Raw genomic sequence first — 26,917 nt, 5'->3', positions numbered from 1 at the left:
TTGTAAATATGGAACAATATCCTTACTTTCACTGTCTATTAAGCGTTAAAACATTTTTTATTAAATAAATTAAGAAAGGAATCATCATTTTTAACTAAGGGAGAAGATTGAATTGAAAAAATTATGGATGCTGCTTTTCGTTTGTTTCGCGGTTATGTTGGTAGGATGTAATAAAAACGAACCGCCAAAACAAGCATTTGAAGAATATATCAATTTATGGAATGATAGAAAATTTACAAATATGTATGATCATTTATCAGATCATGCAAAAAAATCAATTTCTAAAAAAGAATTCACAGAAAAATATCAAAAAATCTATGAGGGGATTGGAGCTAAGGATTTAAAAGTTAAAATGAAAGGAGAGAATACGAAAGATAAAGAGCTTTTTCTTTTTGAAGTTAAGATGGATACCGATGTAGGATCAGTTTCATTCATCCATGAAGCAAAACTTGTGAAAGATAAAGAGTCTTGGAAAATAGATTGGACGCCAGACTTCATTTTTCCAGGAATGAAAAAAGATTACAAAGTACGTATGCAAATAGAGCAAGGAAAACGTGGAGAAATATATGATCGAAATGGAAAAGGGCTTGCAACGAATGGTAAAGCGACTGAGGTTGGAATTATTCCAGAGAAACTAGGCGAAACAGCAGCGCAAACGAAAGAAATAGTAGCACAATTACTTGATATGTCTATAGAAGAGGTCGAACAAAAGCTCACAGCAAAATGGATAAAACCAGACTCCTTTGTACCAATTGGTATTTTAAAAGAGGGAACCAGACAGAATGATTATATTGAATTAGAAGGAGTTTCATCTCACCCAGTAAATATTCGTACGTATCCATTAGGTGAAGCAGCGGCACACTTAACTGGATACATAGGAAAGGTGAATGCGGAGGAGTTAAAATCACTTCAAAAACAAGGTTATCAAGCAGATGATTTAGTAGGTAAGACCGGTTTAGAGAAAGTGTTAGAAAATAAATTGCGTGGTGAAAAGGGTGGACGCGTATTTATAGAAGATGAGAAGGGGAAAGAGATTAAAAACGTAGCAAAAAAAGAAGCAAAAGAAGGAGAAAATGTTACGTTAACAATTGATGCTGCAATTCAAGAAAAAATCTTTAATGAGATGAAAACTGAAGCAGGGTCTAGTGCAGCGGTCAATCCTAAAACAGGTGAAACAATCGCACTTGTAAGTAGCCCTGCTTATAATCCAAATATAATAGTTAGAGGAGCATCGAAAGCCCAACGAGAAGCATGGAGTAACGACTCGAAACTACCAATGACGAATCGCTTTACACAAGCATTTGTACCAGGTTCCGTATTTAAAACGATCACAGGTGCAATTGGTTTGGAAACAAACACAATAAATCCGAAGGAAGAATTTAAAATTCAAGGATCGAAGTGGACAAAAGATTCGTCTTGGGGAAATTACTATGTAACGCGTGTAAAGGATGCAAGTCCAATTGATTTTGATAAGGCAATGAAGTACTCTGATAATATTTATTTTGCTCAACAAGCTTTGAAAATGGGAAAAGATCAGTATGTAAATGAATTTAAAAAGTACGGATTTCATGAAAAATTACCAATCGAATACGAACTTCCTATTTCAATCATTGCAAAAGATGGGATAAAAAACGATATTCAACTAGCAGACACGGGCTATGGACAAGGACAAGTACTAATGACACCACTTCATTTAGCATTAACATATGCACCGATTGTGAATGAAGGGAATATTCCGTCGCCACATCTTTTAAAAGAAGCAAAAGTAGCAGGGAATTGGAAAGAAAATGTGGTTTCTAAAAAGAATCAAGAGATATTAAAGAGCGCATTAATTAAAGTCATTAATGACCCTGATGGCGCAGGAAGAATTGCAAAGGTTGATGGTGTAACGCTTGCTGGTAAAACTGGTACAGCAGAACTGAAAGAGTCGAAAGAAGCAGACGGAAAAGAACTGGGATGGTTCGCAGCTTTCGATGCAAATGCGCCAGACATGATTGTTACAATGATGATTGAAGATGTAAAAGGAAGAGGAGGAAGTAACGTTCCAGGTGAAAAAGTAAAACATGTATTTCAGAAATAATACTTAATTATATGGTGAATTTTTTGACTAAATTTATTACAGGTTTGCTTAACTCAAAGATATAAATTGGGGAAAATATAGAACAATTAAATTTCAAAAAAGCATTCTCGATTAGAAAGAATGCTTTTTTGCTGTGATTCTAGAAAAGTTGACATTGTTAATGGCAAATAGAAGGAGATAGCAAATTGAAATGGACAAGTGGAGTGTTACGTTAAATTCAAAAAACAGATTTTCATGAGTAGAATTTTATCATTGTATGCTTTACTTGTTTTTTAGTAGTATTATTCTGCTTGAAAAAGATAAACAATGGAACAAATGAAACTTGTATCTTGTCTATATATTGAAACCATAATAAAAGTGAGGGCAGTTTTTATGTTTATTCAAATAAGTTTGAGGTGTGGAAATGGAACAGACGTTTATTGAAAAGTGTAATCATGATGAGCTGGACTATGTTATAAAAGACTATTGGCAAGATGTATGGAATTATTCATTTATTATTACGAAAGATCCACACTTATCAGATGATATCACGCAAGATGTATTTATAAAGGTGTTTAAAAATTGGAATTCATTTCGAAAGGAGTCATCTATTAAAACGTGGATATTAAAAATCACAAGAAATACGGCAATAAACTATTTGAAATCCTCTTATTTTAAAAGGATATCTTTAATAGGATTTTTTAGTGACGATAAGCAATCCCTGTCAGCAGAACAAGAATTTTTTAAGCAAGAAGAAATGAATGATGTGTGGAAGGTTGTATTAGAACTACCTAAAAAGCACCGTGAAATAATTATATTGGACGCAAAATATGAATTATCTTATGAAGAAATGGCTGAAACATTAGGAGTATCCATTGGAACTGTAAAATCGAGATTAAGTAGAGCGAGAAGTAAGGTTTCAAAATTAATAGGGGAGGGTAGTAGTGATGAACAATAAACAAAATCCTGACTGGTATAGAAAAATAAAAAAAGGGCCAATGGAGAATCGTAAAGATGAAGAAGAATTTATTTCTAAAATAAAGCAGTCTATATATGAAAATAATGAAGTGGATTTTGTAAAACATAAAAGACCATTTCGTAAAAAAGCATTACCTATTGTAGTTGTTTTGGTTTGTACAATGTTATTTTTCATTGTTCAACAACCTTGGCTTGATGATAATAAATCGCCGGTACAAAGTAGTACTCAAATTAAGCCTAAAACAAAAGATGAGTCTGCTCAAGATCCATCATTAAAACAATTTATGAATGAACTATATCAAAGTACGAACTCAAAAAATGAAAATAACTTGTACAAAGCGTTAAATGATGAAGTTCTATTTAAAGGAAAGAGTTATAGGAAGGATGAACTGAAGTTTGATGAAGATATCTTTCATGAGTTGCAAGTCGCCCTTACAATGGGAGGAGAGTTTGCAAAAGATACAAAGCAAGTATATAAAGTACCAAGTGGATTGACAGAAAGTAACCAACCAAACCAAGCGCATTTTATATATGCAACTGTTACTGGAAATAAAACGAAAATTTTAGCTGAACCAAAGAGAGAATCACAAGTTTTATATGAAATATCTAATGAAATGGTAAAAGCTTGGATTCCAGAAAAAGTGCAAAATGATGGATATATAAAAATTTCGACAATTAACGGTAATACTGGATATGTACAGAAAGAGTACGTTTTAACTGATATTAAATATTCATTTATGTTCGAAAAGAATAATGAAGGAACATGGAAAATAATAAATATAGATTCTATATGGTAAAAGAGGAAGGTTCACTTTAATGAACCTTCCTCTTTGTTTTTATTCTCTTTTTGAAGAGTATTCCAGTACTCTAAAATTTCTGATGTAACGAGAGCGGCAATGTTTTTTTCTGAATTACTACCAGGAATAACGACAGAAACGGCAATTTGTGGATCTTCAGTAGGAGCATATGCAATAAAAAGAGAATGATTTATCATTCTTTCTTGCTCATTCGGAAAACCTGTAATACCTGTTTTACCTGCGACGTCAAAGGGCAACTTTTTAATTTCCTCTATATTTTGACTCATTCCACCTTGCACGACACTCCAAAAGTTCATCGGGTAACGATTTGAACTTTCTAAAATTGGTTTAAACTTTTTTGTTTCCTTACCGTCCGGACTAATAATTGCACTTACAGTTTGAGGTTTATATTTATCACCTTTACTTGCCAAAGTTGCTGCATATTGAGCGAGTTGAAGAGGGGTATGCACTTCATTTCCTCCCCAAGAGGCGTTTAATAAAGCGGAGATTCCATTTTCAAACTTATTAGATGGATGGAATTCATATTGTCCGTCTTCTTCAAAGGGTAAATCAATCCCGGTTTTAGAACGTAGGCCGAATTGCATTAAATAATCTGTCCATATATGTGCCACTTTTTCTATATTCCCATTATTTTGGTTGAATAGGGGCAGAGCTACTTTTGCTGTCATAAATGTGTTAGATGAATTAATGATAGCCTGCCTCGGTGTAATCTCCCCTGTTGGTGTTCCAGGCGCATTCGTAATGTTATTTTGATTATCATACTGAAAAGTACCTTTATCTAAATAAGTATCTTCGGGTTGGAAAAGCTTTTCGTTTAATCCAATTAAAATAGTGAGTGGTTTTATAGTAGAAGCCATATTTACATAAGATTCACCATACTTTAATTTTTGAATTGCTTTATTTTGCGAAAGAGAGTTAATGTTTTCTTTTCTAGAAGATACACGTGTATTTAATATATTTGGATCAAAAACTGCCGTGTTGGCCATAGTTAAAATTGCGCCAGTTTTTGCATCGCTTACTACAGCATAACCAGCTTTAGCATCAGGTATTTTCTTAATTTGAGATCTTAATGCTTCTTCTGCTTTTTGCTGCAACTCAGAGTCTAAAGCTAGCCGTACATCTTTACCTATTTGTACTTTTTGAATGTCCCATAAGAACTTTTTATTATTCAATTTAAAAATAAGAGTTTTACCTGGTTTTCCTTTTAAATCATTTTCATATTGCAGCTCAATCCCGCTTTTTCCAACAGCCATATGCTTTGAATTAAGGTCATTTTCTACATACCCAATTACTTGTGAACCAATTTCGTGTTTAGGATAATATCGAATCCATTCATCTTTAATTATTACATTATTGGGTTTGTTTTTGTTTATGAATGCAAGTTCATTCTCAGTTATATGAGAGTATAACGGTATATCATTCATAGTCTGCTTTTTACAAGATTGTTGTAATTGAGATTTTATGTTCTCTGTAGAAATATCATGTTGAAACTCGCTTGAAAATTGATTAAAAAAAGCTAATGTGTTTGATGTATCTTGTTTCGATAGCTTTTCATCATTAGAAGTGCAATATAGAGACTTAACTTTCTTATTTGTAGCTAGTATTACACCATTTTGATCAAAAATCTTTCCTCTTTCAGCTGAAGAAGTTGCGATAGTAATTGAAATGAAGTTGATTTTTAATAAAATTAGTAAAATCAAACCTACAATAGAAAGAACCGCAAAAAATCTCCATCTTTTTGTATGTAACATATAACCCTCCCTTATGTAGCCTATTTCATCTTATATTTAATTATTTTTTTTGTAAATGTGGAACAACTTTATTGTTTAGGTTGTCTATTAAGTATTAAAGCATGAAGAAAGGAATAATTAGCATGAAAATTTACTAGCAAGTCTATATGTAAGTTTAATAAGAGTCATTATACAGTTTAGCACTTCTAATGCAAGCGGCAAAAAAATAGAGAGAAAACAAGAAGGGAGAGTTATTAATGCCGTAGCTAAACGAAAAAGAATGGATGCTTACAAGGATTAAGCAAAAAATTGAGGCGATATTTATAACCGATTAGCGGTATCTAATATATAAGAAATGCTTTTAGTATTTGTAGCAATTTCTGAAAGGATTAAATGGAGGATTTATGAAAGAACAAAAAGGCAAGAAGCAGAAGACATATATATCTATTCGATTAAATATAATGTTCCTTTGCATATTTGTACTATTCTCAGCTATTATTATGCAGCTAGGAAAGGTACAAATCGTTGAGGGAGAGGCTTATAAGAACCAAGTGGAAAGTAGTCAAAATGCAATAACTAGTATTCCAGTTCCACGTGGACAAATTTTAGATCGAGAAGGGAAAACAGTTGTTAATAATAAATCTCTTCGCACAATTACGTATACAAGGGTGAAGGGAATTACGAGTGAAGATATTTTAAAAACAGCAAAAGACTTGGCGAAAGTACTTGAAATGCCTGAACAAGATATAAATAAATTAACAGATATCGATAAAAAAGATTTTTGGATGCAGTTGAATTCGAAACGTGCGGAGACAAAGATTACTAAGAAAGATATAGAAAAGTTTAAAGAAAAGGGTATAGAGGGAAAAGAGTTAGATAAAAAAATAGAAGACTTAAGACGAGGTCGGGTTACAGAGGTAGAATTAGCAGAATTAACAGCACAAGATTTAAAGGTGTTAGCTATTAAAAGTAAAATGAGTTCAGGTTATCAACTAACACCACAAATCATTAAAAAAGATGTAACAGATGAAGAGTATGCGCGGATAAGCGAAAATCTTGCGAATTTTCCAGGAGTAGATGCAACTGTTGATTGGGAACGTAATTATGTAAACGGTAATTTATTTCGTTCTGTATTAGGAAATATTACGAGTAGTGAAGAAGGATTACCGAAAGAAAATTTAGATTCTTATTTAGTACGTGGATATAACCGTAATGATCGTGTTGGAAAAAGTTATATTGAACAACGATATGAAGATGTATTACACGGCACAAAAGAAGAAGTAAAAAATATTACTGATAAATTAGGAAACATTGTTAGCACAGAAATAATCTCTAAAGGAAAAAGTGGTAATAGTTTAACATTAACGATTGATATGGAATTACAAAAGAAAGTGGAAGAAAGTATAGAAAAAAACTTGAGAGCTTTTAAGAGTTCAGAGCCACTGCTCGATCGAGCTTTTGTTGTCATGACGAATCCAAATAACGGACAAATTTTATCGATGGCAGGCAAAAAGATTGTAGAAAAAGAAGGGAAAATAGAGGTTGAGGATTTGGCATTAGGAAACATGACAACTTCGTATGAGCTAGGGTCAGCTGTAAAAGGTGCTACTTTATTAACTGGATATGAGACAGGGGCAATACATCCAGGAGATCAATTTTATGACGCGCCGATGAAATTTAAAGGTACACAAGCTAAGAAATCGTGGAATGTATCCGGATTTGGTAATATTAATGATTTACGGGCTTTACAAGTATCTTCGAATGTATACATGTTCCAGACAGCTTTAAAAATTGCGGGGGTCAATTACGTACCAAATGGCTCATTGGATATTAAACAAGGAGCATTTGATACGATGCGCTATTATTTCAAGCAATTTGGTTTAGGTGTCCCAACAGGTATTGATTTACCGAATGAAATAATTGGACAAACGAGAAAAGTAGATAGTCAACCTGGGTTTTTACTAGATTTTTCTATCGGTCAGTATGATACGTATACGCCGTTGCAATTAGCGCAATATATTTCAACGATTGCGAATGGTGGTTATAGAATGCAACCTCAAATTGTACAAGAAATACGAGAACAATCAATAAAAGAAGAGGTTGGCAAAGTTATACGTTCCATAGAGCCTGTCGTATTAAATCGAATTGATATGAAGAAAGAACATATTGATCGGATAAAAGAAGGGTTTAGATGGGTATTCCAAGAAGGTGATGGAACTGGCGTGAAATATTTCAAAAACGCGCCATATAAACCAGCAGGAAAGACAGGAACAGCCCAAACTGTATATGGTGGAGATGACCCGATTGGTAGAAATGCAAAAGGAGAACGTATGGAATGTTACAACTTAACGTTAGTTGGATATGCTCCATATGATAATCCAGAAGTAGCATTTTCCGTAGTAGTTCCATGGCTTCATGATGATAAAAATGGAATTAATTCTATAATTGGAAAGGAAGTATTAGATGCATACTTTGATTTGAAACAGCAACGTATACATGGTGAAACTACTAGTACAGGTAGTTCTAAGCAAAATTAGAGTACTTTTCTCAGGGAAGAGACCCTGTTCATATAAAGCCATTTATAAGTAAAAAAATGAAATATGAAATAAGAGATAGAGGCGTCGTAGCTACTATCTCTTATTTTGTTAATAACTCTCATACTAGCTATAATTTTTTTAGTTTGTGGAACAAATTTGGTTCGGTGATTGTCTATTATGTGTACGTATAAAAAGGTGCTAAAAATTTGGAAGGAATGATGATTTTGAAAAATAAGAGGATGCTAAAAATAGGAATATGCGTTGGTATATTAGGTTTAAGTATTACAAGCCTAGAAGCTTTTACAGGAGGGGCACTGCAAGTTGAAGCGAAAGAAAAGACTGGACAAGTGAAACATAAAAATCAGGCGACGCATAAAGAGTTCTCACAACTTGAGAAAAAATTTGATGCTCGAGTAGGTGTATATGCGATTGATACTGGTACAAATCAAACAATCTCTTATCGATCTAACGAAAGATTTGCCTTCGCATCAACCTACAAGGCTTTAGCAGCAGGAGTATTACTACAGCAAAACTCAATTGATACATTAAATGAAGTAATTACATTTACGAAAGAAGACTTAGTGGATTATTCACCTGTTACAGAGAAACATGTAGATACTGGAATGAAACTAGGAGAAATTGCTGAGGCTGCTGTTCGTTCAAGTGATAATACTGCAGGGAACATTTTATTTAATAAAATAGGCGGACCTAAAGGATATGAAAAAGCGCTTAGGCATATGGGGGATCGGATTACTATGTCTGATCGCTTTGAAACAGAATTAAACGAAGCTATTCCAGGAGACATTCGTGACACTAGTACAGCGAAAGCTATTGCTATGAATCTTAAAGCTTTTACGGTCGGAAATGCACTTCCAGCTGAAAAACGTAAAATTCTTACAGAGTGGATGAAAGGAAATGCTACAGGGGACAAACTTATTCGTGCAGGCGTACCAACTGACTGGGTAGTTGGAGATAAATCAGGTGCTGGTAGTTACGGGACAAGAAATGATATTGCTATCGTTTGGCCTCCAAATAGAGCACCAATTATCATCGTAATTTTATCTAGTAAAGATGAGAAAGAGGCAACCTATGATAATCAACTCATTGCAGAGGCAACTAAAGTTATAGTTAAGGCTCTTAGATAATAATCTCTCAATTCTTTATGTAATATCATTAAAAATAAGAACTTGGAAAGCGATTCTTTTTAGTATGATGGCTGTAAATTAAAATACTATAAAAACAACGCTATAAAAAAGATCCTAGTGTGTACTAGTGTCTTTTTTATGTTACCGATTTACTTCATCTTTTAATCTTGCTATTTGCCATGCAGTAAGACCCCACCTCAAAATTCAACGAAAGAAAAGAAGTTAGGTGGGGCCCTGCTGCCCGTAAAAGCCCGATTGGTGAGGGCTGATTAAAGTTTCACTTTATAATAACCATGTTTTACAACTTGCCTAGTTTCTTCAATAGCATGTGTTTCAGCAATATCAGCAATATCAACTACAATCGTATTTTGTAAGATATTAACTACACAACCTGTTAATTGTAAGGTGGAGTTATTACGATAGGGAAATTGTACGTAGGAACCAATTGTAACATTATTTTTTGTCTCCATATGATACACCTCGTTGTTAAAAGTTTTCTTCTATGTGAAGATTCTTGCATCATATAATACACGAATGAAGATAAAATACAAGAGTGAAAAGAAAGAATATATTGAATAAATTACTCTCGATTAAGCGTAATTTAAATAGTTTTCACATCATAAAAACATTGAAAACTAGAGTGTTTATAAAACTTACTTATTTTATAAAAAACTTAAACAATCCTACATTATGTATCTTGTTTTAATAAAGAGAAATAATATTAATTAATGGAATTTCTCTTTAGTTTTAGGTATATTATAATTGACTGAATGAGTATATTGGTCAGTTAGTGCTATTTTGAGACTTGTAAAGTAGCACTCAGTATGTTTATGGAATTGATTTCATGAACTACGGTTTTGATACTGTGTGATAGGTAAGTGGACGGAAATAATTTAAACTCTTGGGAGGTGGAACAGCCAGTAGTTTCTGTGTGCGGTCTATTAACAATAATTTCATGGTGTTTAAATGGCAAAGTGGATAACGTATTTAATAGGGTAACGCATGATTAGTAGTTATAAGAATCCATACATATACCGTATACCCTTCGGATTAAGTATAGGAAGTTATAGTTTGAGAGAAGTTACATAGTAGGGTGTAACACTAAGATTAAAGAAGCTGATGTAATTATAAAATGACAAAAAGAGAAAAATGTGAGAAATGAGGAATTGAGATGGGAAGTATAAGGACTAAAAATGTTAATAAATTAAAAAGAATCTCGCAAGCAATTTTAATTGTTATTGGAGCATTTATAACCGCGTATGGATTAGAGGCTGTACTTATTCCTAATAATGTCTCAGATGGTGGTGTAACAGGTATAAGTATCGTTAGTTCTCAGTTATTTGGGTTGCCATTAGGTCTTTTAATTGGATTTATTAATATTCCATTTGTTTGGTTAGGTTATAAACAAATCGGTAGAGGATTTGCAATTTATTCAGTTATTGGTATTGTATCACTTGCAATAGGTACTGTGATTATGCATAATGTGCCTACAATTATTGAAGGAGATACATTGCTAGTTACTGTTGTTGGTGGTGTGATTATTGGCTTTGGTATGGGATTGGCACTTCGTAATGGTGGGGCGTTAGATGGAATTGATATGTTAGCGGTATTGTTGTCTAGAAGATTACCGTTTGGCACAAGTGATCTTATCTTGTTTTTAAATATGTTCGTATTTATTTTTGTGTCAACAGTATTCGGTCTTCAGGGTGGAATTTTATCAGCGATTGCGTACTTTATTGCTTCTAAAGTAATTCATATTATTGAAGTAGGATTAAGTGGCTCTAAAACATTTAAAATTGTTACAAAAGAACCTAAATTAATGATAGATACAATTTGGGAACGTCTTGGGAGAAATGCAATCTATAATGAAATGTATGGTGGCTTTTCGAAAGAAGCTTATAAAGAAGTTAGCTGTGTTATCAGTCGTTTAGAAGAGAATAAAATGAAGGAACTTATTCATGAAATTGATGAAAATGCCTTTGTCACTGTATATGATGTTGCGGAAGTACAAGGCGGTAACTTTAAAAAGCATGATATCCATTAAGGGGATTAATTAAGTTAAATATTTTATACATAGTTGATTATTGAAAAAGATAAAAAACTCATCACATATAGATAGACAACTGGTATGTACTAAGATCTACAACTGCAAGGTACATAGAACTAAAACTAAGATATTTATGCGAACTCAAAAAGCCGAATTTCCTTAACTTAGGAATTTCGGCTTTAATGTTATATGATACTATTAGAACAGAACCGGGCATGTTACATCAATGGTAGTGAGTAGAGGATTAGGAAATAGTATCATTCCGCAAAGAATTTTGAATAGGCCAGAGATTGTAGTCGTGCAGTTAAATTAAGCTGTACGATTTTTTTATACAAAAGTGAGTAAAGAGATTTTATGTATTTTGCAGGAGTTAACATTACAATTTTGTTAAAAATTTTCTACGTTACATAAAGTAACAAAATTTGACCCTGATTGTTTGTTATAGTGTAAATAATCAAAAAACTTAAAATTTGTCGAGTGAAAATTGTGATAAGTAATTCATGTAAAAAACTTAAAGGGGTGTACACATGCATAAAGAATATGAAATTGAAGAATACACGGCGATTGAGGAACAAATACATTATTATTGTAAATGTTTATTAGTAAGTCATCCTGATCAAATAATAAAGTATTTAGAAAAAAGGTTAGAAAAATATGCAGAAACATTACAATATGCACATTTATATCCTGACACAGTTATTTTACCGTTACAGCAATTAGTTATTGAATATTCTTTAGATGTTGCTAGAATTCGGAAGTATATGAATTTAAAAACGTAAAGTGAAATTTATAGTTTAAATGAAACAGAGTCGACTTTAGGAAATGAAATTCTAATGTCGACTCTGTTTCATTGTTTAATATCGTTGATTGAACATACATACTAATCAATGAAGTTTGACATATAATTAAGCAAGGGTAAAATAAAAGTGAGTACTCACTCATTTTATTGGAAAAGGAGGATGAAACGTGCAACAACCTTCCATTATTTTACGGACTGTATCAAAAAGTTTTGGGAAAAAAGAAGTGTTACACAATCTTTCATTGCAAGTTGAAAAAGCAGAAATTTTTGGTTTTGTTGGACCTTCTGGATCGGGGAAAACAACGCTCATTAAAATGATTGCAGGTATTAATGAGGCAACGAAAGGTGAAGTGCTTGTTAATAATATTAATATGCCTAATTTAAATGAAATGAAAAGAATTGGTTATATGGCCCAGGCGGATGCATTATACGAAGAATTGTCAGCATATGAAAATGCAGATTTTATAGCAACGATGTATGGACTAAAGGGAAAACGTAAAAAGACAAGAATTGCAGAGGTTTTTGAACTTGTACAATTGTCACAGTATATGAAAAAGCAAGTACAACAATTTTCAGGTGGAATGAAAAAACGCTTATCATTAGCAATAGCGCTCCTTCACGAACCAGAAATATTAATTTTAGATGAGCCTACAGTGGGGATAGATCCGCTTCTTAGAAAAACGATTTGGGAAAAATTTTATGATCTTAAAAAGAAAGGCACAACGATTATTGTAACGACGCACATTATGGATGAAGCTGAATTTTGTGAGCGTCTAGGGTTAATTAGAGAAGGGAAACTAGTTGCGGTTGGAACAACTGAAGAATTGAAAAAACGCGTGTCATCTGGACGGATTGAAGATGTCTTTTTGCTAGAAGAGGTGGTGCCATCATGAGAGTTACTGGTGTAATTATACGTATTATTCGTCAATTTTTTCGAGATAAGCGTTCGTTAGCAATGATGTTTGGAGCGCCGATGTTATTACTTTGGCTTTTGTCACTAGTGTTTACACAGAAAGACTATATACCGCAAATTGCTGTTGTTGATATGCCCGCTCAAATAGTAAAAGTGATGAAAAATCAAGAAGCGTCAATTTATGAATACAGTAAGGAAAAGGCGATTTCTGAGTTGGAAAAACAAAAGGTAGATGCAGTATTTCGAATAGAGAATGGAAAAATGAAACTTCTGTTGGAAGGTAGTGATTCGTCAAAAAATCGTGCTGTACTTCAAGTATTGCAAAAAAGCACAGAGAAGAATGATGTATCGATTATGAAACCTGAAGTAAATTATTTACATGGCTCTAAAGACTTTACGATGTTTGATGGGCTTGGTCCTGTATTAATTGGTTTCTTTACATTTTTCTTTGTATTTATATTATCAGGTGTATCTTTCGTAAGAGAACGTTTAAGTGGTACGCTAGAAAGGTTATTATCCACCCCAGTAAGAAGATGGGAAATAGTCGCAGGTTATATTATTGGTTTTGGAATCTTTGCCTTTATACAATCCATTATTATCGTAAGCTTTTCCGTTTATATTTTAGATTTATACGTAGCTGGCTCCATATGGCTAACGCTACTTATTACATGTATGCTCTCTTTAACTGCACTAACATTAGGTACGTTTTTATCGGCATACGCAAATAATGAATTTCAAATGATTCAATTTATACCGCTTGTTATTGTGCCACAAATCTTCTTTTCTGGATTGTTTCCAATGGAATCTATGAATAAGTGGCTACAAATGTTAGGGAAAGTATTTCCACTCACATACGGCGCTGACGCAATGAGACAAGTGATGATTCGGAATCAAGGGTTTACAGAGATTGCATTAGATCTTACTGTATTATTACTTTTTTCACTATTATTTGCAGTAGGAAATGTATTTGCTTTAAAGAAACATCGCAAAATATAATAATGACAAAAAGGAGCTTTATAAATGCAGAAGGATTGGCTGGAGGAATTAATAGCTGCAACTAATACGGATAAACGAAATGAACGTCAAATGCGAATATTAGAGGCGGCTGTTGATATGTTTGGAGAAAAAGGATACGCTTCAACTTCAACAAGTGAAATTGCAAAGCGTGCTGGTGTAGCGGAAGGAACCATCTTCCGCTACTATAAGACGAAAAAAGATTTATTACTAGCGGTCGTAATGCCAACTTTAACTAAGTTCGTTGCACCATTTTTCGTACAAACCTTTGCAAAAGAAATATTTAAATCAGAGTATGAATCGTATGAAGGACTTTTAAGAGTTGTAATTCATAATAGATTTAAATTTGCTCAAAAACACTTTCCTATGATAAAAATATTAATTCAAGAAGTACCATTTCAACCAGAACTAAAAAATGAAATACAGCAATTAGTAGAAACAGAACTGTTTTCACATTTCAAAAAGTTGATTGTGAAATTTCAAGAAGAAGGAGAGATTATTGAGATACCACCATCTTCCGTACTACGTCTTACTTTATCAGCTGTATTAGGTTTATTATTAACACGATTTTTATTATTACCTGAAGAAAAATGGAATGATGAAGCAGAAATTGAAAATACGATTCAATTTATATTGTATGGATTAACTCCACGAATTTAATCGTCGAAGTGTGAATGACATATATTACTTTTTAAGTAAAAATAAATCGCCTTTAAAAAGGCGATTTATTTTCGTTATATATTTTTGATAAATAAGTACTTGTTTATTAAAAACATTCTAAATCAGCGTGTTTCTTTGTCTCTTCTTCTAAGACCTAATAATCCTGCTAGTCCTAATAAACCAAGCCAAGCCCAATTATTATTTCTATCACGATTATCATTTAAATCATTTGTTGTATTTACATTTCGAGTTCTTACATCATTATTAACTCTGTCTAAATTATTGTCATTTACTCGAGTTGAAATATCAGTGTTATTCACTCTATTCATATTATTTCCATCGTATTCAGCTTGCGCAGATGTACCTAAAAGCATAATAGAGAGTGCTAAAACACTTAAAATAGATGATAATTTCTTTTTCATAACAATTCCCTCCTTTCTTAATCATTAATTTCTCCGGAGCATCTGTGTATTATTCATTTCACAATATCTAAACCAGTATAATAGGGCGCACATTTATTGAAAATAGAGTTGAATGATTGTTAATATATTATTGGATATATATTTCTCATAAAAATAAATGAATCAAACTTTGCTTAAAATGTTAATCTTAGTACAATTTATAGTATACGGACTAGCACTAAGGAGGTAATGAGATGCGGCAATTTGCAAAACCTACAATCGTCGTAAGTAAATGTTTAGAATTTGATGCTTGTCGATATAATGGAGAGATGATTCCAGATGTAACAATACGAAATTTGCAGCCATTTGTTACATTTATACCTGTTTGTCCAGAAGTGGAGATTGGATTGGGAACTCCTCGTGAAACGATACGAATTGTAGAAGAAAATGGTGAGAACAGACTTGTGCAACCGTCGACACGAGAAGATGTAACTGAAAAAATGGAGCAGTTTTCAAATGATTTTTTACAAACGATATCGGATGTGGATGGTTTTATTTTAAAGAATCGTTCACCAAGTTGTGGTACGCGTGATGTGAAAATTTATTCTGGTTTTGAAAAAGCGCCAGCAAAGGGAAAAGGATCGGGCTTATTTGGCGGAGTAGTAGTAAAAAAATTTTCGCATCTTCCTATTGAAGAGGAAGGCAGATTGTCGAATTTTATTATTAGAGAGCATTTCTTTACAAGACTATTTACAATCGCATATTACAAAATGATTAAACATAATAAAAATATGAAAGACCTTGTATCGTTTCAGTCGGACAATAAATATTTATTTATGGCATATAATCAAGTGAAACAAAAGGAATTAGGGCGTATAATTGCAAATCACAAAAATGAAAAGATTGAAGTTGTATTTGAAAACTATGAGAAGACTTTATATGAATTATTTATGCGCACCCCCCGCTATACATCGAATGTAAATGTATGCGAGCACATTTTTGGATACTTTAAAACAAAGCTAAAAAAACAAGAAAAAGATCATTTTATAGAACTGTTACAAAAGTATGCAGAAAAGAAAATACCACTTAGTAGTTTACTTACAATTTTAAAATCATGGGCCATTCGATTTGATGAAAAGTATTTATTAAGACAAACGTATTTCGAACCATACCCTGAAGCATTAGTAGAAATTTCTGATTCGGGAAAAGGTAGAGATTATTAAACAATAAATTACATAATTCGACACAAAATATCCTATGTTGTTGTAGAACAATGTAGGAATTTTTTTGTGCATTAGTACAGAATCTGTTTTAAAATTAAGTCATGACAGAATTATAGCAATTGTCTAACTAATATTCTTGTCTTTTAAGTTGTTATGTTTGTAGTAGAAACTCGCACGCTGTCGAAACTCAATATTCGATAAGGGGTGTGTAGCGGAATGGAATTTACTCTAACTCGCGAAAAACAAATGATTAAAGAAATGGTACGTGACTTTGCTGAAAAGGAAATCGCACCGAAAGCTGTATATTATGACAAAACTGCAGAGTTTCCATATGAAACATTTCAAAAAATGGGCGAACTAGGATTATTAGGCATCCCATTCCCAGAAGAGTATGGAGGTTCAGGTGGCGATACTGTATCGTATGCGTTAGCAGTTGAAGAAATTGGTCGCGCTTGTGGTGGCACTGGTTTAAGCTATGCTGCAACAATTTCATTAGGTGCTTCTCCAATTTATTATTTCGGTACAGAAGAACAAAAACAAAAGTATTTAGTTCCAATGGCGTCAGGTAAAACATTAGGTGCCTTCGGATTAACGGAGCCGAATGCTGGATCAGATGCAGGTGGTACTCAAACGAAAGCGGTACTAGATGGCGATGAGTATGTAATCAGTGGTGAGAAGTGTTGGATTACAAACGCAGAGTATGCAAATACCATTATTGTAACCGCTGTCAACGGTGTTGAAGAGAATGGTAGAAAACGCATTTCAGCATTTATCGTACCTACTACTAGTGAAGGATTAACGATTTCTAGTCCTTACGATAAAATGGGCGTTCGCGCTTCTAATACTTGTGAAATCGTACTTGATGGTGTTCGTGTACCGAAAGAAAATATTCTTGGTGATGTAAATAAAGGTTTTAAACAATTTTTATATACACTTGATGGAGGACGTATTTCAATCGCAGCATTGGCAGTTGGTATTGCGCAATCAGCCTTTGAACGTGCATTGCAATATGCGAAAGAACGTCAACAATTTGGAAAGTCAATCTCTAATTTCCAAGCGATTCAATTTAAATTAGCTGATATGGCGACTGAAGTAGAGCTAGCACGCAATTTAGTACATAAAGCAGCTTGGTTAAAAGATAATGATAAACCTTTCGGCAAAGAAGCGGCAATGGCAAAACTATTTGCATCGGAAGCAGCAAGCCGTATTGCGAATCAAGCAGTACAGATTCATGGTGGATATGGTTATATGCGTGAATATGAAGTTGAACGACATATTCGTGATGCGAAACTATTAGAAATTGGTGAAGGAACTTCTGAAATTCAACGTCTCGTAATTGCTAGACATTTAGGATGTAGATAAAAGGGAGGAATCACTATGTTTCAAAAAATATTAATTGCGAATCGCGGGGAAATTGCTGTTCGTATTATGAAAACTTGTCAAAAACTTGGCATACGCACTGTTGCTATTTATTCTGAAGCAGATGAAAATGCCCTTCATGTGAAGATGGCAAATGAAGCTTACTTAGTAGGTGGACCGCGTGTTCAAGAAAGTTATTTAAACCTTGAAAAAATTATTGAAATAGCTAAGAAGACAAATGCAGAAGCGATTCATCCGGGTTATGGTTTATTATCAGAGAATCCGTCTTTTCCGGTTCGTTGCAAAGAAGAAGGTATCGTATTTATCGGTCCTTCAGAAGAAATCATTACGAAGATGGGAAGTAAAATCGAATCACGTATCGCAATGCAAGCAGCAGATGTCCCAGTAGTCCCAGGTATTACTACAAATATTGAAACTGCTGAAGAAGCAATTGAAATTGCAAAACAAATTGGTTATCCATTAATGCTTAAGGCATCCGCAGGCGGCGGAGGCATTGGTATGCAGTTGATGGAAACTGAGCAAACGCTCACCAAAGCGTTTGAAAGTAATAAAACAAGAGCGCAAAACTTCTTCGGTAACGGAGAAATGTATTTAGAGCGATATATAGCAGATGCGCATCATATTGAAATTCAGCTTTTAGCAGATACACATGGTAACACAGTGTATCTATGGGAGCGTGAATGTTCGGTACAGCGCCGAAATCAAAAAGTAATCGAAGAAGCACCTTCACCATTTTTAGATGAAGGTACACGAAAGGCGATGGGAGAAGTTGCTGTACAAGCTGCCAAAGCACTTGGCTATACAAATGCAGGTACAGTTGAGTTTCTTGTAGATGATCAGAAGAACTTCTATTTCTTAGAGATGAATACGAGATTACAAGTAGAGCATCCAGTGACAGAAGAAATTACGGGATTAGACCTTGTAGAACAACAACTTCTGATTGCAAGTGGAGAGAAACTATCATTTACTCAGGATGATGTAAAACGTAGTGGTCATGCCATTGAAGCTCGTATTTATGCAGAGGATCCGAAAACATTCTTCCCATCACCTGGGAAAATTACAGATTTAACATTACCGTCAAATGTACGGATTGATCACTTCTTAGAAAATCATGTAACGATTACACCTTTCTATGATCCAATGATTGCGAAAGTCATTGCACATGGGGAGACTCGTGAAGAAGCAATTTCGAAATTACATGATGCTCTAGAAGAATTAAAAGTAGAAGGTATTAAAACGAACACGCCAATGCTACTGCAAGTTTTGGAAGACGAAGTGTTCAAAGAGGGTATTTATACAACAGGCTTTGTAACGAAACAACTCGTTAAAAAATAAGATTTAACAATATTAAGGGGGAAAAAATGATGACGAAAGTATACGCATCGATGGCAGGAAACGTTTGGAAGATTGTTGTAGGAGTAGGAGATACAGTAGAGGAAGAGCAGGATGTCGTCATTTTGGAATCTATGAAAATGGAAATTCCAATCATTTCAGAAGAAGCTGGCACAGTTATGAAAATTAATGTGCAAGAAGGCGATTTTGTAAATGAAGGAGATGTATTATTAGAAATTGAATAGGGAGATATAGGGGGAAGCGAATTGAAACTACCTAATTTTGCTGTCATTAAAGAAGTCGGGCCACGTGATGGCTTACAAAATGAAAAAAAGATTGTTGGCACAAAAGATAAAGTAAAATGGATTCAACTACTTACAGAAGCAGGATTGTCGTATGTTGAAGTTTCCTCATTCGTTCACCCAAAATGGGTCCCTGCATTAGCGGATGCAAATGATGTATTTTCTGAGCTAAAAAGGGATCCAAATGTTACATATGCTGCGCTTGTTCCGAATCAAAATGGTTTGGAACGAGCTTTTTTGCAAAATGTAGATGAGGTGAATGTTTTTTTATCAGCAAGTGAATCTCATAATAAAAGTAATATTAATAAATCGATTAAAGAAGCATTAGTTGTAATTGAAGATATAACAAAACAGGCATTATTCGAAGGGAAAAAGGTAAGAGGCTATGTTTCTACTGTATTTGGATGTCCTTATGAAGGGGATATAAGTGTCGCAGCAGTTGACGAATTATGTAATCAACTATTTTCATACGGCATTTATGAAGTTTCTCTTGGGGATACAATCGGTGTAGCGAATCCATTACAAGTAGAACAAGTATTAGAACATCTATTAAAGAAGTATGATGCTTCGCAGTTTGCCATGCATTTTCATAATACGTATGGAATGGCTCTAGCGAATGTAGTTAAATCATTAGAATACGGTATTACAACGTTTGATAGTTCTTGTGGTGGACTCGGGGGCTGCCCTTATGCACCAGGAGCATCAGGTAATGTTGCCACTGATGACCTAGTACATATGCTCCATAAATTAGGAGTCCAAACGAATATAGACGAAGAAAAGTTATTGAGAGCTAGTCAATTTATTCAAAGTAAGTTGAATATCCAATTACCGAGTCATGTGTATAGAGCGCTTCAACATAAAACGATAAGTAGGTGAGAAGATGCTACAATTACAAAACATTTCAGTTGATTATGTAACACCTCACGTAGTAAAGATTTCGTTAAATCGTGCAAGACAAGCAAACTCATTATCTTTGGCATTATTAGATGAACTACAAACGATATTAACTCAAATAAGTGAAGATTCAAACGTACGTGTAGTTATTTTGACTGGTGCTGGTGAAAAAGCATTTTGTGCTGGTGCAGATTTAAAAGAGCGTGCCGGTATGAATGAAGAACAAGTTCGCCATGCTGTTAGTATGATTCGCACTACTATGGAGATGGTTGAACAATTACCACAGCCAGTTATTGCTGCTATAAATGGAATTGCACTTGGTGGTGGTACGGAATTAAGTTTAGCTTGTGATTTTAGAATTGCTGCTGAATCTGCAAGTCTTGGTCTTACTGAAACGACACTTGCAATTATACCAGGAGCAGGTGGTACACAGCGCTTACCGAGATTAATTGGTGTTGGTAGAGCGAAAGAATTAATTTATACAGGTAGACGTATTTCAGCGCAAGAAGCAAAAGAATACGGTTTAGTAGAATTTGTTGTACCAGCTAATTTACTTGAAGAGAAAGCGATTGAAATAGCAGAGAAAATTGCTAGTAATGGACCTATTGCTGTTCGATTAGCAAAAGAGGCAATTTCAAATGGTATTCAAGTTGATTTACATACCGGATTACAAATGGAAAAACAAGCGTATGAAGGTGTAATCCATACGAAAGATCGAATAGAAGGATTACAGGCATTCAAAGAAAAACGCAAACCGATGTATAAGGGGGAGTAAATATGTTAGACCAAAAACAACAATCTAATTCATTTGAAGAACGAGTTGAAACAATTAAACAAGGCGGGGCACCGAAATATCATGAGCAAAATAAAGCAAAAGGAAAATTATTCGTTCGAGACCGTTTAGCGCTTCTATTTGATAATGGCGAATATGTAGAAGATGCATTATTTGCTAACTGTGAACAAACAGGCTTACCTGCGGATGGCGTTGTAACGGCAACGGGTAAAATACATGGTCGTACTGCGTGTGTAATGGCCAATGATTCTACTGTAAAAGCTGGATCATGGGGATCACGCACAGTTGAAAAGATTTTACGTATTCAAGAAACAGCTGAAAAACTACGTGTTCCGTTATTTTATTTAGTCGACTCTGCTGGAGCGCGTATTACAGATCAAGTAGAAATGTTCCCAGGGCGCCGCGGTGCAGGAAGAATCTTCTATAATCAAGTGAAGTTATCAGGTAAAGTTCCTCAAGTATGCTTGTTATTTGGACCTTCTGCAGCTGGTGGTGCGTATATTCCAGCCTTTTGTGACGTTGTAATGATGGTAGAGGGAAATGCATCTATGTATTTAGGATCTCCTCGTATGGCTGAGATGGTTATCGGTGAGAAGGTAACTTTAGAAGAGATGGGCGGAGCTCGTATGCATTGCTCTGTATCAGGATGCGGAGATGTTTTATGTAAGACAGAAGAAGATGCGATTACACAAGCAAGACAATACATTTCATATTTTCCAAACAACTATTTAGAAAAGACTCCATTGGTTACACCTCAAGAACCGAAACAATTCGATAAAACGTTAGAACAAATCATTCCAGAAAATCAAAATGCTCCTTTCAATATGAAAGATCTCATTAATAGAGTTATTGATGAGGGTTCATTCTATGAAGTAAAAAAATTATTTGCTCAAGAGCTAATTACAGGCTTAGCACGTATTGATGGTAAGCCAGTTGGTATTATTGCAAATCAGCCGCGTATGAAGGGTGGCGTATTATTCCACGATTCAGCTGATAAAGCTGCTAAGTTTATTAATTTATGCGATGCATATCATATTCCATTATTATTCCTTGCGGATGTACCAGGATTTATGATCGGTACAAAAGTAGAGCGTGCCGGTATTATTCGCCACGGTGCAAAAATGATTTCTGCAATGAGTGAAGCAACTGTACCGAAGATTTCTATCGTTGTTCGTAAAGCATATGGCGCTGGTTTATATGCGATGGCAGGTCCGGCATTTGAACCAGATTGCTGTCTGGCATTACCGACAGCCTCTATTGCGGTAATGGGTCCAGAAGCTGCGGTTAATGCTGTATATGCAAATAAAATTGCAGCTTTACCAGAAGAAGAGCGTGCTAGCTTCATTGCTGAAAAACGTGAAGAGTATAAGAAAGATATTGATATTTATCATTTAGCATCAGAGATGGTGATTGATGGTATTGTTCATCCAAACAATTTACGTGAAGAGTTAAAAGGACGTTTCGAAATGTATATGAGTAAATATCAAGTATTCACGGATCGTAAACATCCTGTATATCCAGTTTAAAAGCCCTATTTAGGGCTTTCTTGCTCAAAAAGTTAAGGAGGGGAAAACATTGAAACAAGCAGTTTGGTTTCCAACAGAAGAGTACAAGGAAAAAACACGTTTATATGGTTGGATGAAATCATTGGGATATGAAGATTATGAAACTTTTTATAATAAATCTATTGAGGAAACAGCTTGGTTTTGGGGAGAGGCAGAAAAAGCAGTTGGCTATCAATGGATGAAACCTTATACAGAAGTATTAGATTTAGAAAATGGTACACCGTTTGCACAGTGGTATAATGGCGGAACATGTAACGTTGTAGAATCAGCTTTATCCCGCTGGCTTGCGGATGAAGAGACGAGAATACAGCCAGCACTTCAGTATGAAGGGGAAAATGGAACTTCAAAATCATTTACATATGAAGAGCTTGATAACTGGGTAAGCCGTGTTGCCAATGGTTTGAAACACGCGGGTATTCAAAAAGGTGACCGTGTAACAATTTATATGCCAATGATTCCAGAAACAGTTGTTGCGATGCTAGCTGTAATGAAAATTGGAGCAATTATTTCACCAATATTCTCAGGCTTTGCGTCTGATGCAGTTATGACACGTGTGCAAGCGGCAGGTTCAAAAATGATTATTACCGCAGATGGATTTTCACGCCGAGGTAAAATTGTTTCTTTAAAAGATGAAGTAGATAAAGCTTGTGAACATTGCCCAACTGTTGAAAAAGTGGTAATCGTTCGTCATGCAGGAAATGATTTTACACCACATAACTATGACTTTTCGTGGAGTACGCTAGAAAAAGAAAAACCATTCATACATGCCGAAGAAATGCAAAGCGATGATCCATTAATGCTCATTTATACATCAGGAACGACTGGTAAGCCGAAAGGAACAGTACACACGCATGCAGGATTTCCTTTGAAAGCAGCCTTTGATGCAGGATTTGGAATGAATATTAAACAAGGTGATCGTGTATTATGGGTAACTGATATGGGCTGGATGATGGGGCCATTTCTATTATTCGGTTCACTCATTAATGGAGCAACGATGGTTATGTACGAAGGTGTTCCAGACTTCCCAGAAGCAGACCGGTTATGGGAGACAGTTGATAAATATGAAATTACTCATCTAGGTATTTCGCCAACGTTAATCCGAGCATTAATGGCAAAAGGTGATGAGTATGTCAATAAACATTCTTTAAAGAGTTTGGAAGTATTCGCATCAACAGGAGAACCTTGGAATCCTGATCCATGGATGTGGCTGTTTGAAACAGTTGGAAAAGGAAATGTTCCAATCTGTAACTACTCAGGTGGAACTGAAATCTCTGGTGGGATTTTCGGTAATGTTCTTATTAAGCCAATCGCACCGATTAGTTTTAACGCATCTTTACCAGGAATGGCAGCTGTCGTACTGGATGATCAAGGTAAACCAATTCGAGATGAAGTCGGAGAATTATGCTTAGAGAAACCTTGGGTAGGTATGACGAAAAGCTTCTGGGAAGATGATGAACGTTACGTGAACACATATTGGTCACGTTTTGAAAATAAATGGGTCCACGGTGACTGGGTCATTTACGATGGTGAACAATATATCATCACAGGGCGTTCAGACGATACGTTAAATATTGCAGGTAAACGTATTGGACCTGCTGAATATGAATCTATTCTTGTGAAACATAACGATGTAATTGAAGCTGCTGCAATTGGTGTACCTGACGAAGTAAAAGGTGAAGTTTGTCATTGTTTTGTAGTATTAAGAGATCATGTAACATTCACAGGAGAATTAAAGAAAGAATTAATGAGTTTAGTAAACTCTCATATTGGAAAAGCGTTGTGTCCTAAAGATATCCACGTTGTAGAAGATTTACCGAAAACACGTAACTCTAAAGTAATGCGCCGTGTTATTAAAGCAGCTTACTTAGGAAAAGAGTTAGGTGATTTATCATCGCTTGTAAATCCTGAAGTAGTTCCGTTTATTCAGGGGTTACAGTCTAGTAAATTATAAAGTTAGAAAGGATCTCTGTATAAATAGAGATCCTTTTTTATGTTTATAAAAAGAAAAGAAGTGAATTTGATGAAGAAGAAAAATTCTACTATTAGTGTTAAGTATGTCTGTTTTATAGTTTTTATTAAAATACGATACTGTGGCATGTTTATTCATTGGAGTAATTAAATTTTGTTAAGGATGAAATTCAATAAAAGCGTTATTTTAATAGGCTGTTACGAAATTTAATTTGAAAGGCACATCCAAATGATAAAAAAAGAGCACTATAAAATCAGTGCTCTTTTTATTAGAAATTGCTTAGTTCTTAAAAATAAAATCATTACGGACAATTCACAATGGTAATAATGACGCTAGCCATTGTTCCAGGAGAATCAAGAAGTGAAGCAGTAACGGTTACTGTTCCAGGCCCATTAGCGGCTAGAAATACAGCGGTAAAGTTACCTGAGGCATTGGTAATGACAGCAAGAGGAACCATGAAAGCAAGAGATGGGTTACTAAACGAAAAACTGACCACTACCCCTGGAGTAGGAATACCGTTTACTAATACTTGACCCGAAAAAAATAAAGTATTATTTCCTTGAGTGGATACACATGCTGTGGTTTCGTTAGAAGTCAAGGTAATAGATGCAGGTCCAGCAGGAAGATTAAATCCAGTTGGTCCGGTTGATCCGGTTGGCCCAGTCGGTCCAGTTGATCCGGTTAATCCAGTAGCTCCTGTAGAACCGGTGGGACCGGTAGGGAATTGAAAAGGTTGAACAGTTGGAAGTGTAGGTCCAATAGAACCGGGATTAAGTGCAGCAAAAGATAAAAACTCGTCCATTATTTATCACCTCTAAAAATCGTATTACTAATAGTAAATGTAATGATAGAGCAAAGTGAAACGGACAAGCGGTTTTATTTTAACAAATTAAACAAAGTAGTTATATGATAGAAAGAGAGATTAGTATGATTCCTTTAGAAATTAAATATAAAAAGGCGATTATCTTCAAATCGCCTTTTAGGTAATGCCGTGTAATTTTATTCAGTTATTTGAAATATAGTTTCATTCGGTTTGGAAAATCCATACAGTTTCCTTGCGAATTTTAAAATTTCTTCTTCACTACTTGTTAAAGCCTTGACATCCTTGTTAAGGGAATGACCATCCTTCTTTACAGAAGATAATTTTTGTTGTTCCGTATTAAGTGTGATTTGTTTTTCTTTAATCATTTCTTGTTGGTTATTCAGAGAATATTGAAGGACAAAAATTATAGGTAATATAAAAGCCAAAGTAGTTATAATACGGCGTCTTGTTTTTTTTATACTACCTTGTTGGGTATTAGGATTCACTTGCTGTGAGGGTATATTAGGATTTGATTGGTGTGATGATACTTTTGGGATGTTTCCCATTAAAATGCCTCCATTACTGATTGTCGAATTTAAACCGTTTAATAGTATTATAAATGTTCAATAAGGATTTTAGAAGATATTTTAATATAGGTGAGTTTTGTAAAGTTTAAACAAAATCTTTATTTAAATAAAAGAAACCCCGCTTGTCTCTGGGGTTTCTGAAGGCAATGAAAGTACTCGACTAATTAAAGATTCCATGAATTTTTTGCTGAAAATACTGGTGAATTCGTCTGAAGTAATGAGGGCATCGAAAGCTTTATACGTACGTGAAGTAATTAAAAATCGATTTATAAGAGTTAGCTTGTTTTTTCTTAATAGCCCACCTAATCAGTAAATACATATGTCTGTTGAAATCTTTACGTGTTCATTGATAAAAAGCTGATTATATTCAGTCAGCTTTTTGTATAATACATTCTAGTATTTATCGGTTCCAAAAGACATATTCTTTCCTTTAAGTTGGCATCGGAAATATTACCAATTTTTCCTTTTACAATGGCAACAAATAAAGAAACATTTACAACGACACTTATTTCGTTTAGAACTCCAATCATCATCACGATGACACTTTTCTTTAGATTTCCACCAATCATCATTACAATGCTTTTTCTGAGAACTCCAATTATCATCACAATGATGCTTTTCTTTAGATTTCCACCAATCATCACAACAATGCTTTTTCTGGGAACTCCAGCAATCATTTTTCCAGGAAATTCATTTCTACCTCCTTTCAATAGTGTTCATATTATTCTATGTTTTAATAAAAAATGGCTTGTTTATTAACCTACTATTTTATCTTTATATGATAGAGTGTTTTCTACTCGATATAGAGTTTATACAAAATATGCAAATTTTTAAGAGATAGTGGATATGGTATTTTTCAATAAACGTTTGTTGAAGAAAATGTTCTGATTACAAATAATATCTTATTTTCGAGTACGCTTTTTAAATGTATATTTCACAATGAAAAATGGGAAATCCACAAATAAAGTC

Annotated in this window: 25 protein-coding genes and 2 pseudogenes; 21 read left to right on the top strand and 6 right to left on the bottom strand. The window is 34.4% G+C overall.

Going from position 1 to position 26,917, the window contains the following annotated elements; all coding sequences use genetic code 11:
• Positions 1-112 precede the first annotated feature (112 nt).
• The 3 genes from ACS2CR_RS16270 to ACS2CR_RS16260 all read left to right on the top strand — a co-directional run bounded on the left by ACS2CR_RS16270 (position 113) and on the right by ACS2CR_RS16260 (position 3,834).
• Positions 113-2,080 carry a penicillin-binding transpeptidase domain-containing protein gene (locus ACS2CR_RS16270; RefSeq protein WP_000737767.1) on the top strand — a complete coding sequence of 656 codons (1,968 nt, stop codon included), beginning with the start codon at positions 113-115 and terminating at the stop codon, positions 2,078-2,080.
• 403 nt (positions 2,081-2,483) lie between these two features.
• Complete coding sequence (locus tag ACS2CR_RS16265) at positions 2,484-3,017, top strand: RNA polymerase sigma factor (protein WP_000438327.1); 534 nt, start codon at positions 2,484-2,486, stop codon at positions 3,015-3,017.
• The gene (locus tag ACS2CR_RS16260; RefSeq protein ID WP_001060763.1) at positions 3,007-3,834 is read left to right on the top strand and encodes an SH3 domain-containing protein; all 828 of its coding nucleotides are present in this window, start codon (positions 3,007-3,009) and stop codon (positions 3,832-3,834) included. Before ACS2CR_RS16265 ends, ACS2CR_RS16260 begins: the two co-directional genes overlap by 11 nt.
• An 11-nt stretch (positions 3,835-3,845) precedes the next feature.
• Here the strand turns inward: ACS2CR_RS16260 and ACS2CR_RS16255 are convergent, their stop codons facing one another.
• The gene (locus tag ACS2CR_RS16255; RefSeq protein WP_000903340.1) at positions 3,846-5,606 is read right to left on the bottom strand and encodes a peptidoglycan D,D-transpeptidase FtsI family protein; all 1,761 of its coding nucleotides are present in this window, start codon (positions 5,604-5,606) and stop codon (positions 3,846-3,848) included.
• A 383-nt stretch (positions 5,607-5,989) separates the two neighbouring features.
• Here ACS2CR_RS16255 and ACS2CR_RS16250 point away from each other — a divergent pair, with 383 nt between their 5' ends.
• On the top strand, positions 5,990-8,122 hold the full coding sequence (locus ACS2CR_RS16250) for a peptidoglycan D,D-transpeptidase FtsI family protein (RefSeq protein WP_074642436.1): 2,133 nt from the start codon (positions 5,990-5,992) through the stop codon (positions 8,120-8,122).
• A 218-nt stretch (positions 8,123-8,340) separates the two neighbouring features.
• On the top strand, positions 8,341-9,267 hold the full coding sequence (bla, locus tag ACS2CR_RS16245; protein ID WP_002101021.1) for a class A beta-lactamase Bla1: 927 nt from the start codon (positions 8,341-8,343) through the stop codon (positions 9,265-9,267).
• 269 nt (positions 9,268-9,536) lie between these two features.
• Here the strand turns inward: bla and ACS2CR_RS16240 are convergent, their stop codons facing one another.
• Entirely contained in the window at positions 9,537-9,737 is a 201-nt protein-coding gene (locus ACS2CR_RS16240; RefSeq protein WP_053512911.1) for a DUF2187 family protein, read from the bottom strand.
• Between the two features lie 701 nt (positions 9,738-10,438).
• On the opposite strand from ACS2CR_RS16240, the gene ACS2CR_RS16235 reads away from it, so the two are divergent.
• From ACS2CR_RS16235 to ACS2CR_RS16210, 6 genes and pseudogenes are all read left to right on the top strand, one after another.
• Positions 10,439-11,311, top strand: coding sequence for a YitT family protein (locus ACS2CR_RS16235; RefSeq protein WP_000534865.1), 873 nt, complete (start codon positions 10,439-10,441; stop codon positions 11,309-11,311).
• A gap of 223 nt (positions 11,312-11,534) precedes the next feature.
• A pseudogene (locus ACS2CR_RS16230) lies at positions 11,535-11,627 on the top strand (phosphoesterase); the annotation flags it as partial.
• A 214-nt stretch (positions 11,628-11,841) separates the two neighbouring features.
• Positions 11,842-12,093, top strand: a complete 252-nt coding sequence (locus ACS2CR_RS16225; RefSeq protein WP_000548621.1) for a hypothetical protein — start codon at positions 11,842-11,844, stop codon at positions 12,091-12,093.
• A gap of 187 nt (positions 12,094-12,280) precedes the next feature.
• The gene (locus ACS2CR_RS16220; RefSeq protein WP_016098537.1) at positions 12,281-13,006 is read left to right on the top strand and encodes an ABC transporter ATP-binding protein; all 726 of its coding nucleotides are present in this window, start codon (positions 12,281-12,283) and stop codon (positions 13,004-13,006) included.
• Entirely contained in the window at positions 13,003-14,022 is a 1,020-nt protein-coding gene (locus tag ACS2CR_RS16215; protein ID WP_001266728.1) for an ABC transporter permease, read from the top strand. Before ACS2CR_RS16220 ends, ACS2CR_RS16215 begins: the two co-directional genes overlap by 4 nt.
• A 24-nt stretch (positions 14,023-14,046) precedes the next feature.
• A complete protein-coding gene (locus ACS2CR_RS16210) occupies positions 14,047-14,700 on the top strand; it encodes a TetR/AcrR family transcriptional regulator (protein WP_001168198.1) in 654 nt (217 codons plus the stop codon).
• A gap of 122 nt (positions 14,701-14,822) precedes the next feature.
• On the opposite strand, the gene ACS2CR_RS16205 is transcribed toward ACS2CR_RS16210, so the two are convergent.
• The gene (locus ACS2CR_RS16205) at positions 14,823-15,122 is read right to left on the bottom strand and encodes a WGxxGxxG family protein (protein ID WP_016110023.1); all 300 of its coding nucleotides are present in this window, start codon (positions 15,120-15,122) and stop codon (positions 14,823-14,825) included.
• A gap of 233 nt (positions 15,123-15,355) precedes the next feature.
• Between ACS2CR_RS16205 and ACS2CR_RS16200 the strand changes: the two genes are divergently transcribed.
• The 10 genes from ACS2CR_RS16200 to ACS2CR_RS16155 all read left to right on the top strand — a co-directional run bounded on the left by ACS2CR_RS16200 (position 15,356) and on the right by ACS2CR_RS16155 (position 25,287).
• Positions 15,356-16,324: a YbgA family protein gene (locus tag ACS2CR_RS16200; protein WP_016110024.1), complete on the top strand. Its 969-nt coding sequence runs from the start codon at positions 15,356-15,358 to the stop codon at positions 16,322-16,324.
• 216 nt (positions 16,325-16,540) lie between these two features.
• Positions 16,541-17,686: an acyl-CoA dehydrogenase gene (locus ACS2CR_RS16195; protein WP_000397282.1), complete on the top strand. Its 1,146-nt coding sequence runs from the start codon at positions 16,541-16,543 to the stop codon at positions 17,684-17,686.
• Between the two features lie 15 nt (positions 17,687-17,701).
• Positions 17,702-19,039 carry an acetyl-CoA carboxylase biotin carboxylase subunit gene (locus ACS2CR_RS16190; RefSeq protein WP_000486742.1) on the top strand — a complete coding sequence of 446 codons (1,338 nt, stop codon included), beginning with the start codon at positions 17,702-17,704 and terminating at the stop codon, positions 19,037-19,039.
• 26 nt (positions 19,040-19,065) lie between these two features.
• Positions 19,066-19,281, top strand: coding sequence for an acetyl-CoA carboxylase biotin carboxyl carrier protein subunit (locus tag ACS2CR_RS16185; RefSeq protein ID WP_001987345.1), 216 nt, complete (start codon positions 19,066-19,068; stop codon positions 19,279-19,281).
• Positions 19,282-19,302: 21 nt separating this feature from the next.
• Complete coding sequence (gene mvaB / locus ACS2CR_RS16180) at positions 19,303-20,214, top strand: hydroxymethylglutaryl-CoA lyase (RefSeq protein WP_000775433.1); 912 nt, start codon at positions 19,303-19,305, stop codon at positions 20,212-20,214.
• Positions 20,215-20,218: 4 nt separating this feature from the next.
• Entirely contained in the window at positions 20,219-21,007 is a 789-nt protein-coding gene (locus tag ACS2CR_RS16175; protein WP_000939798.1) for an enoyl-CoA hydratase, read from the top strand.
• A 2-nt stretch (positions 21,008-21,009) separates the two neighbouring features.
• Entirely contained in the window at positions 21,010-22,551 is a 1,542-nt protein-coding gene (locus ACS2CR_RS16170; protein ID WP_000886744.1) for an acyl-CoA carboxylase subunit beta, read from the top strand.
• 49 nt (positions 22,552-22,600) lie between these two features.
• Entirely contained in the window at positions 22,601-24,541 is a 1,941-nt protein-coding gene (locus tag ACS2CR_RS16165; protein ID WP_053512873.1) for an AMP-binding protein, read from the top strand.
• 335 nt (positions 24,542-24,876) lie between these two features.
• Positions 24,877-25,092, top strand: coding sequence for a hypothetical protein (locus ACS2CR_RS16160; protein ID WP_000236250.1), 216 nt, complete (start codon positions 24,877-24,879; stop codon positions 25,090-25,092).
• A gap of 45 nt (positions 25,093-25,137) precedes the next feature.
• Positions 25,138-25,287, top strand: a complete 150-nt coding sequence (locus ACS2CR_RS16155; protein WP_309567771.1) for a hypothetical protein — start codon at positions 25,138-25,140, stop codon at positions 25,285-25,287.
• A 17-nt stretch (positions 25,288-25,304) separates the two neighbouring features.
• On the opposite strand, the pseudogene ACS2CR_RS16150 reads toward ACS2CR_RS16155, so the two are convergent.
• From ACS2CR_RS16150 to ACS2CR_RS16140, 3 genes and pseudogenes are all read right to left on the bottom strand, one after another.
• Positions 25,305-25,361: pseudogene (locus tag ACS2CR_RS16150) on the bottom strand (exosporium leader peptide-containing protein); the annotation flags it as partial.
• A 197-nt stretch (positions 25,362-25,558) separates the two neighbouring features.
• Positions 25,559-25,927: an FtsB family cell division protein gene (locus tag ACS2CR_RS16145; protein WP_000526886.1), complete on the bottom strand. Its 369-nt coding sequence runs from the start codon at positions 25,925-25,927 to the stop codon at positions 25,559-25,561.
• Between the two features lie 392 nt (positions 25,928-26,319).
• Positions 26,320-26,658: a hypothetical protein gene (locus tag ACS2CR_RS16140; protein WP_080495976.1), complete on the bottom strand. Its 339-nt coding sequence runs from the start codon at positions 26,656-26,658 to the stop codon at positions 26,320-26,322.
• Positions 26,659-26,917: the final 259 nt, after the last annotated feature.

The sequence above is a fragment of the Bacillus cereus group sp. BceL291 genome (assembly GCF_051776705.1).
Classification (GTDB): Bacteria; Bacillota; Bacilli; order Bacillales; family Bacillaceae_G; genus Bacillus_A; species Bacillus_A cereus.
This window is presented reverse-complemented; position numbering and strand designations above follow the sequence as displayed.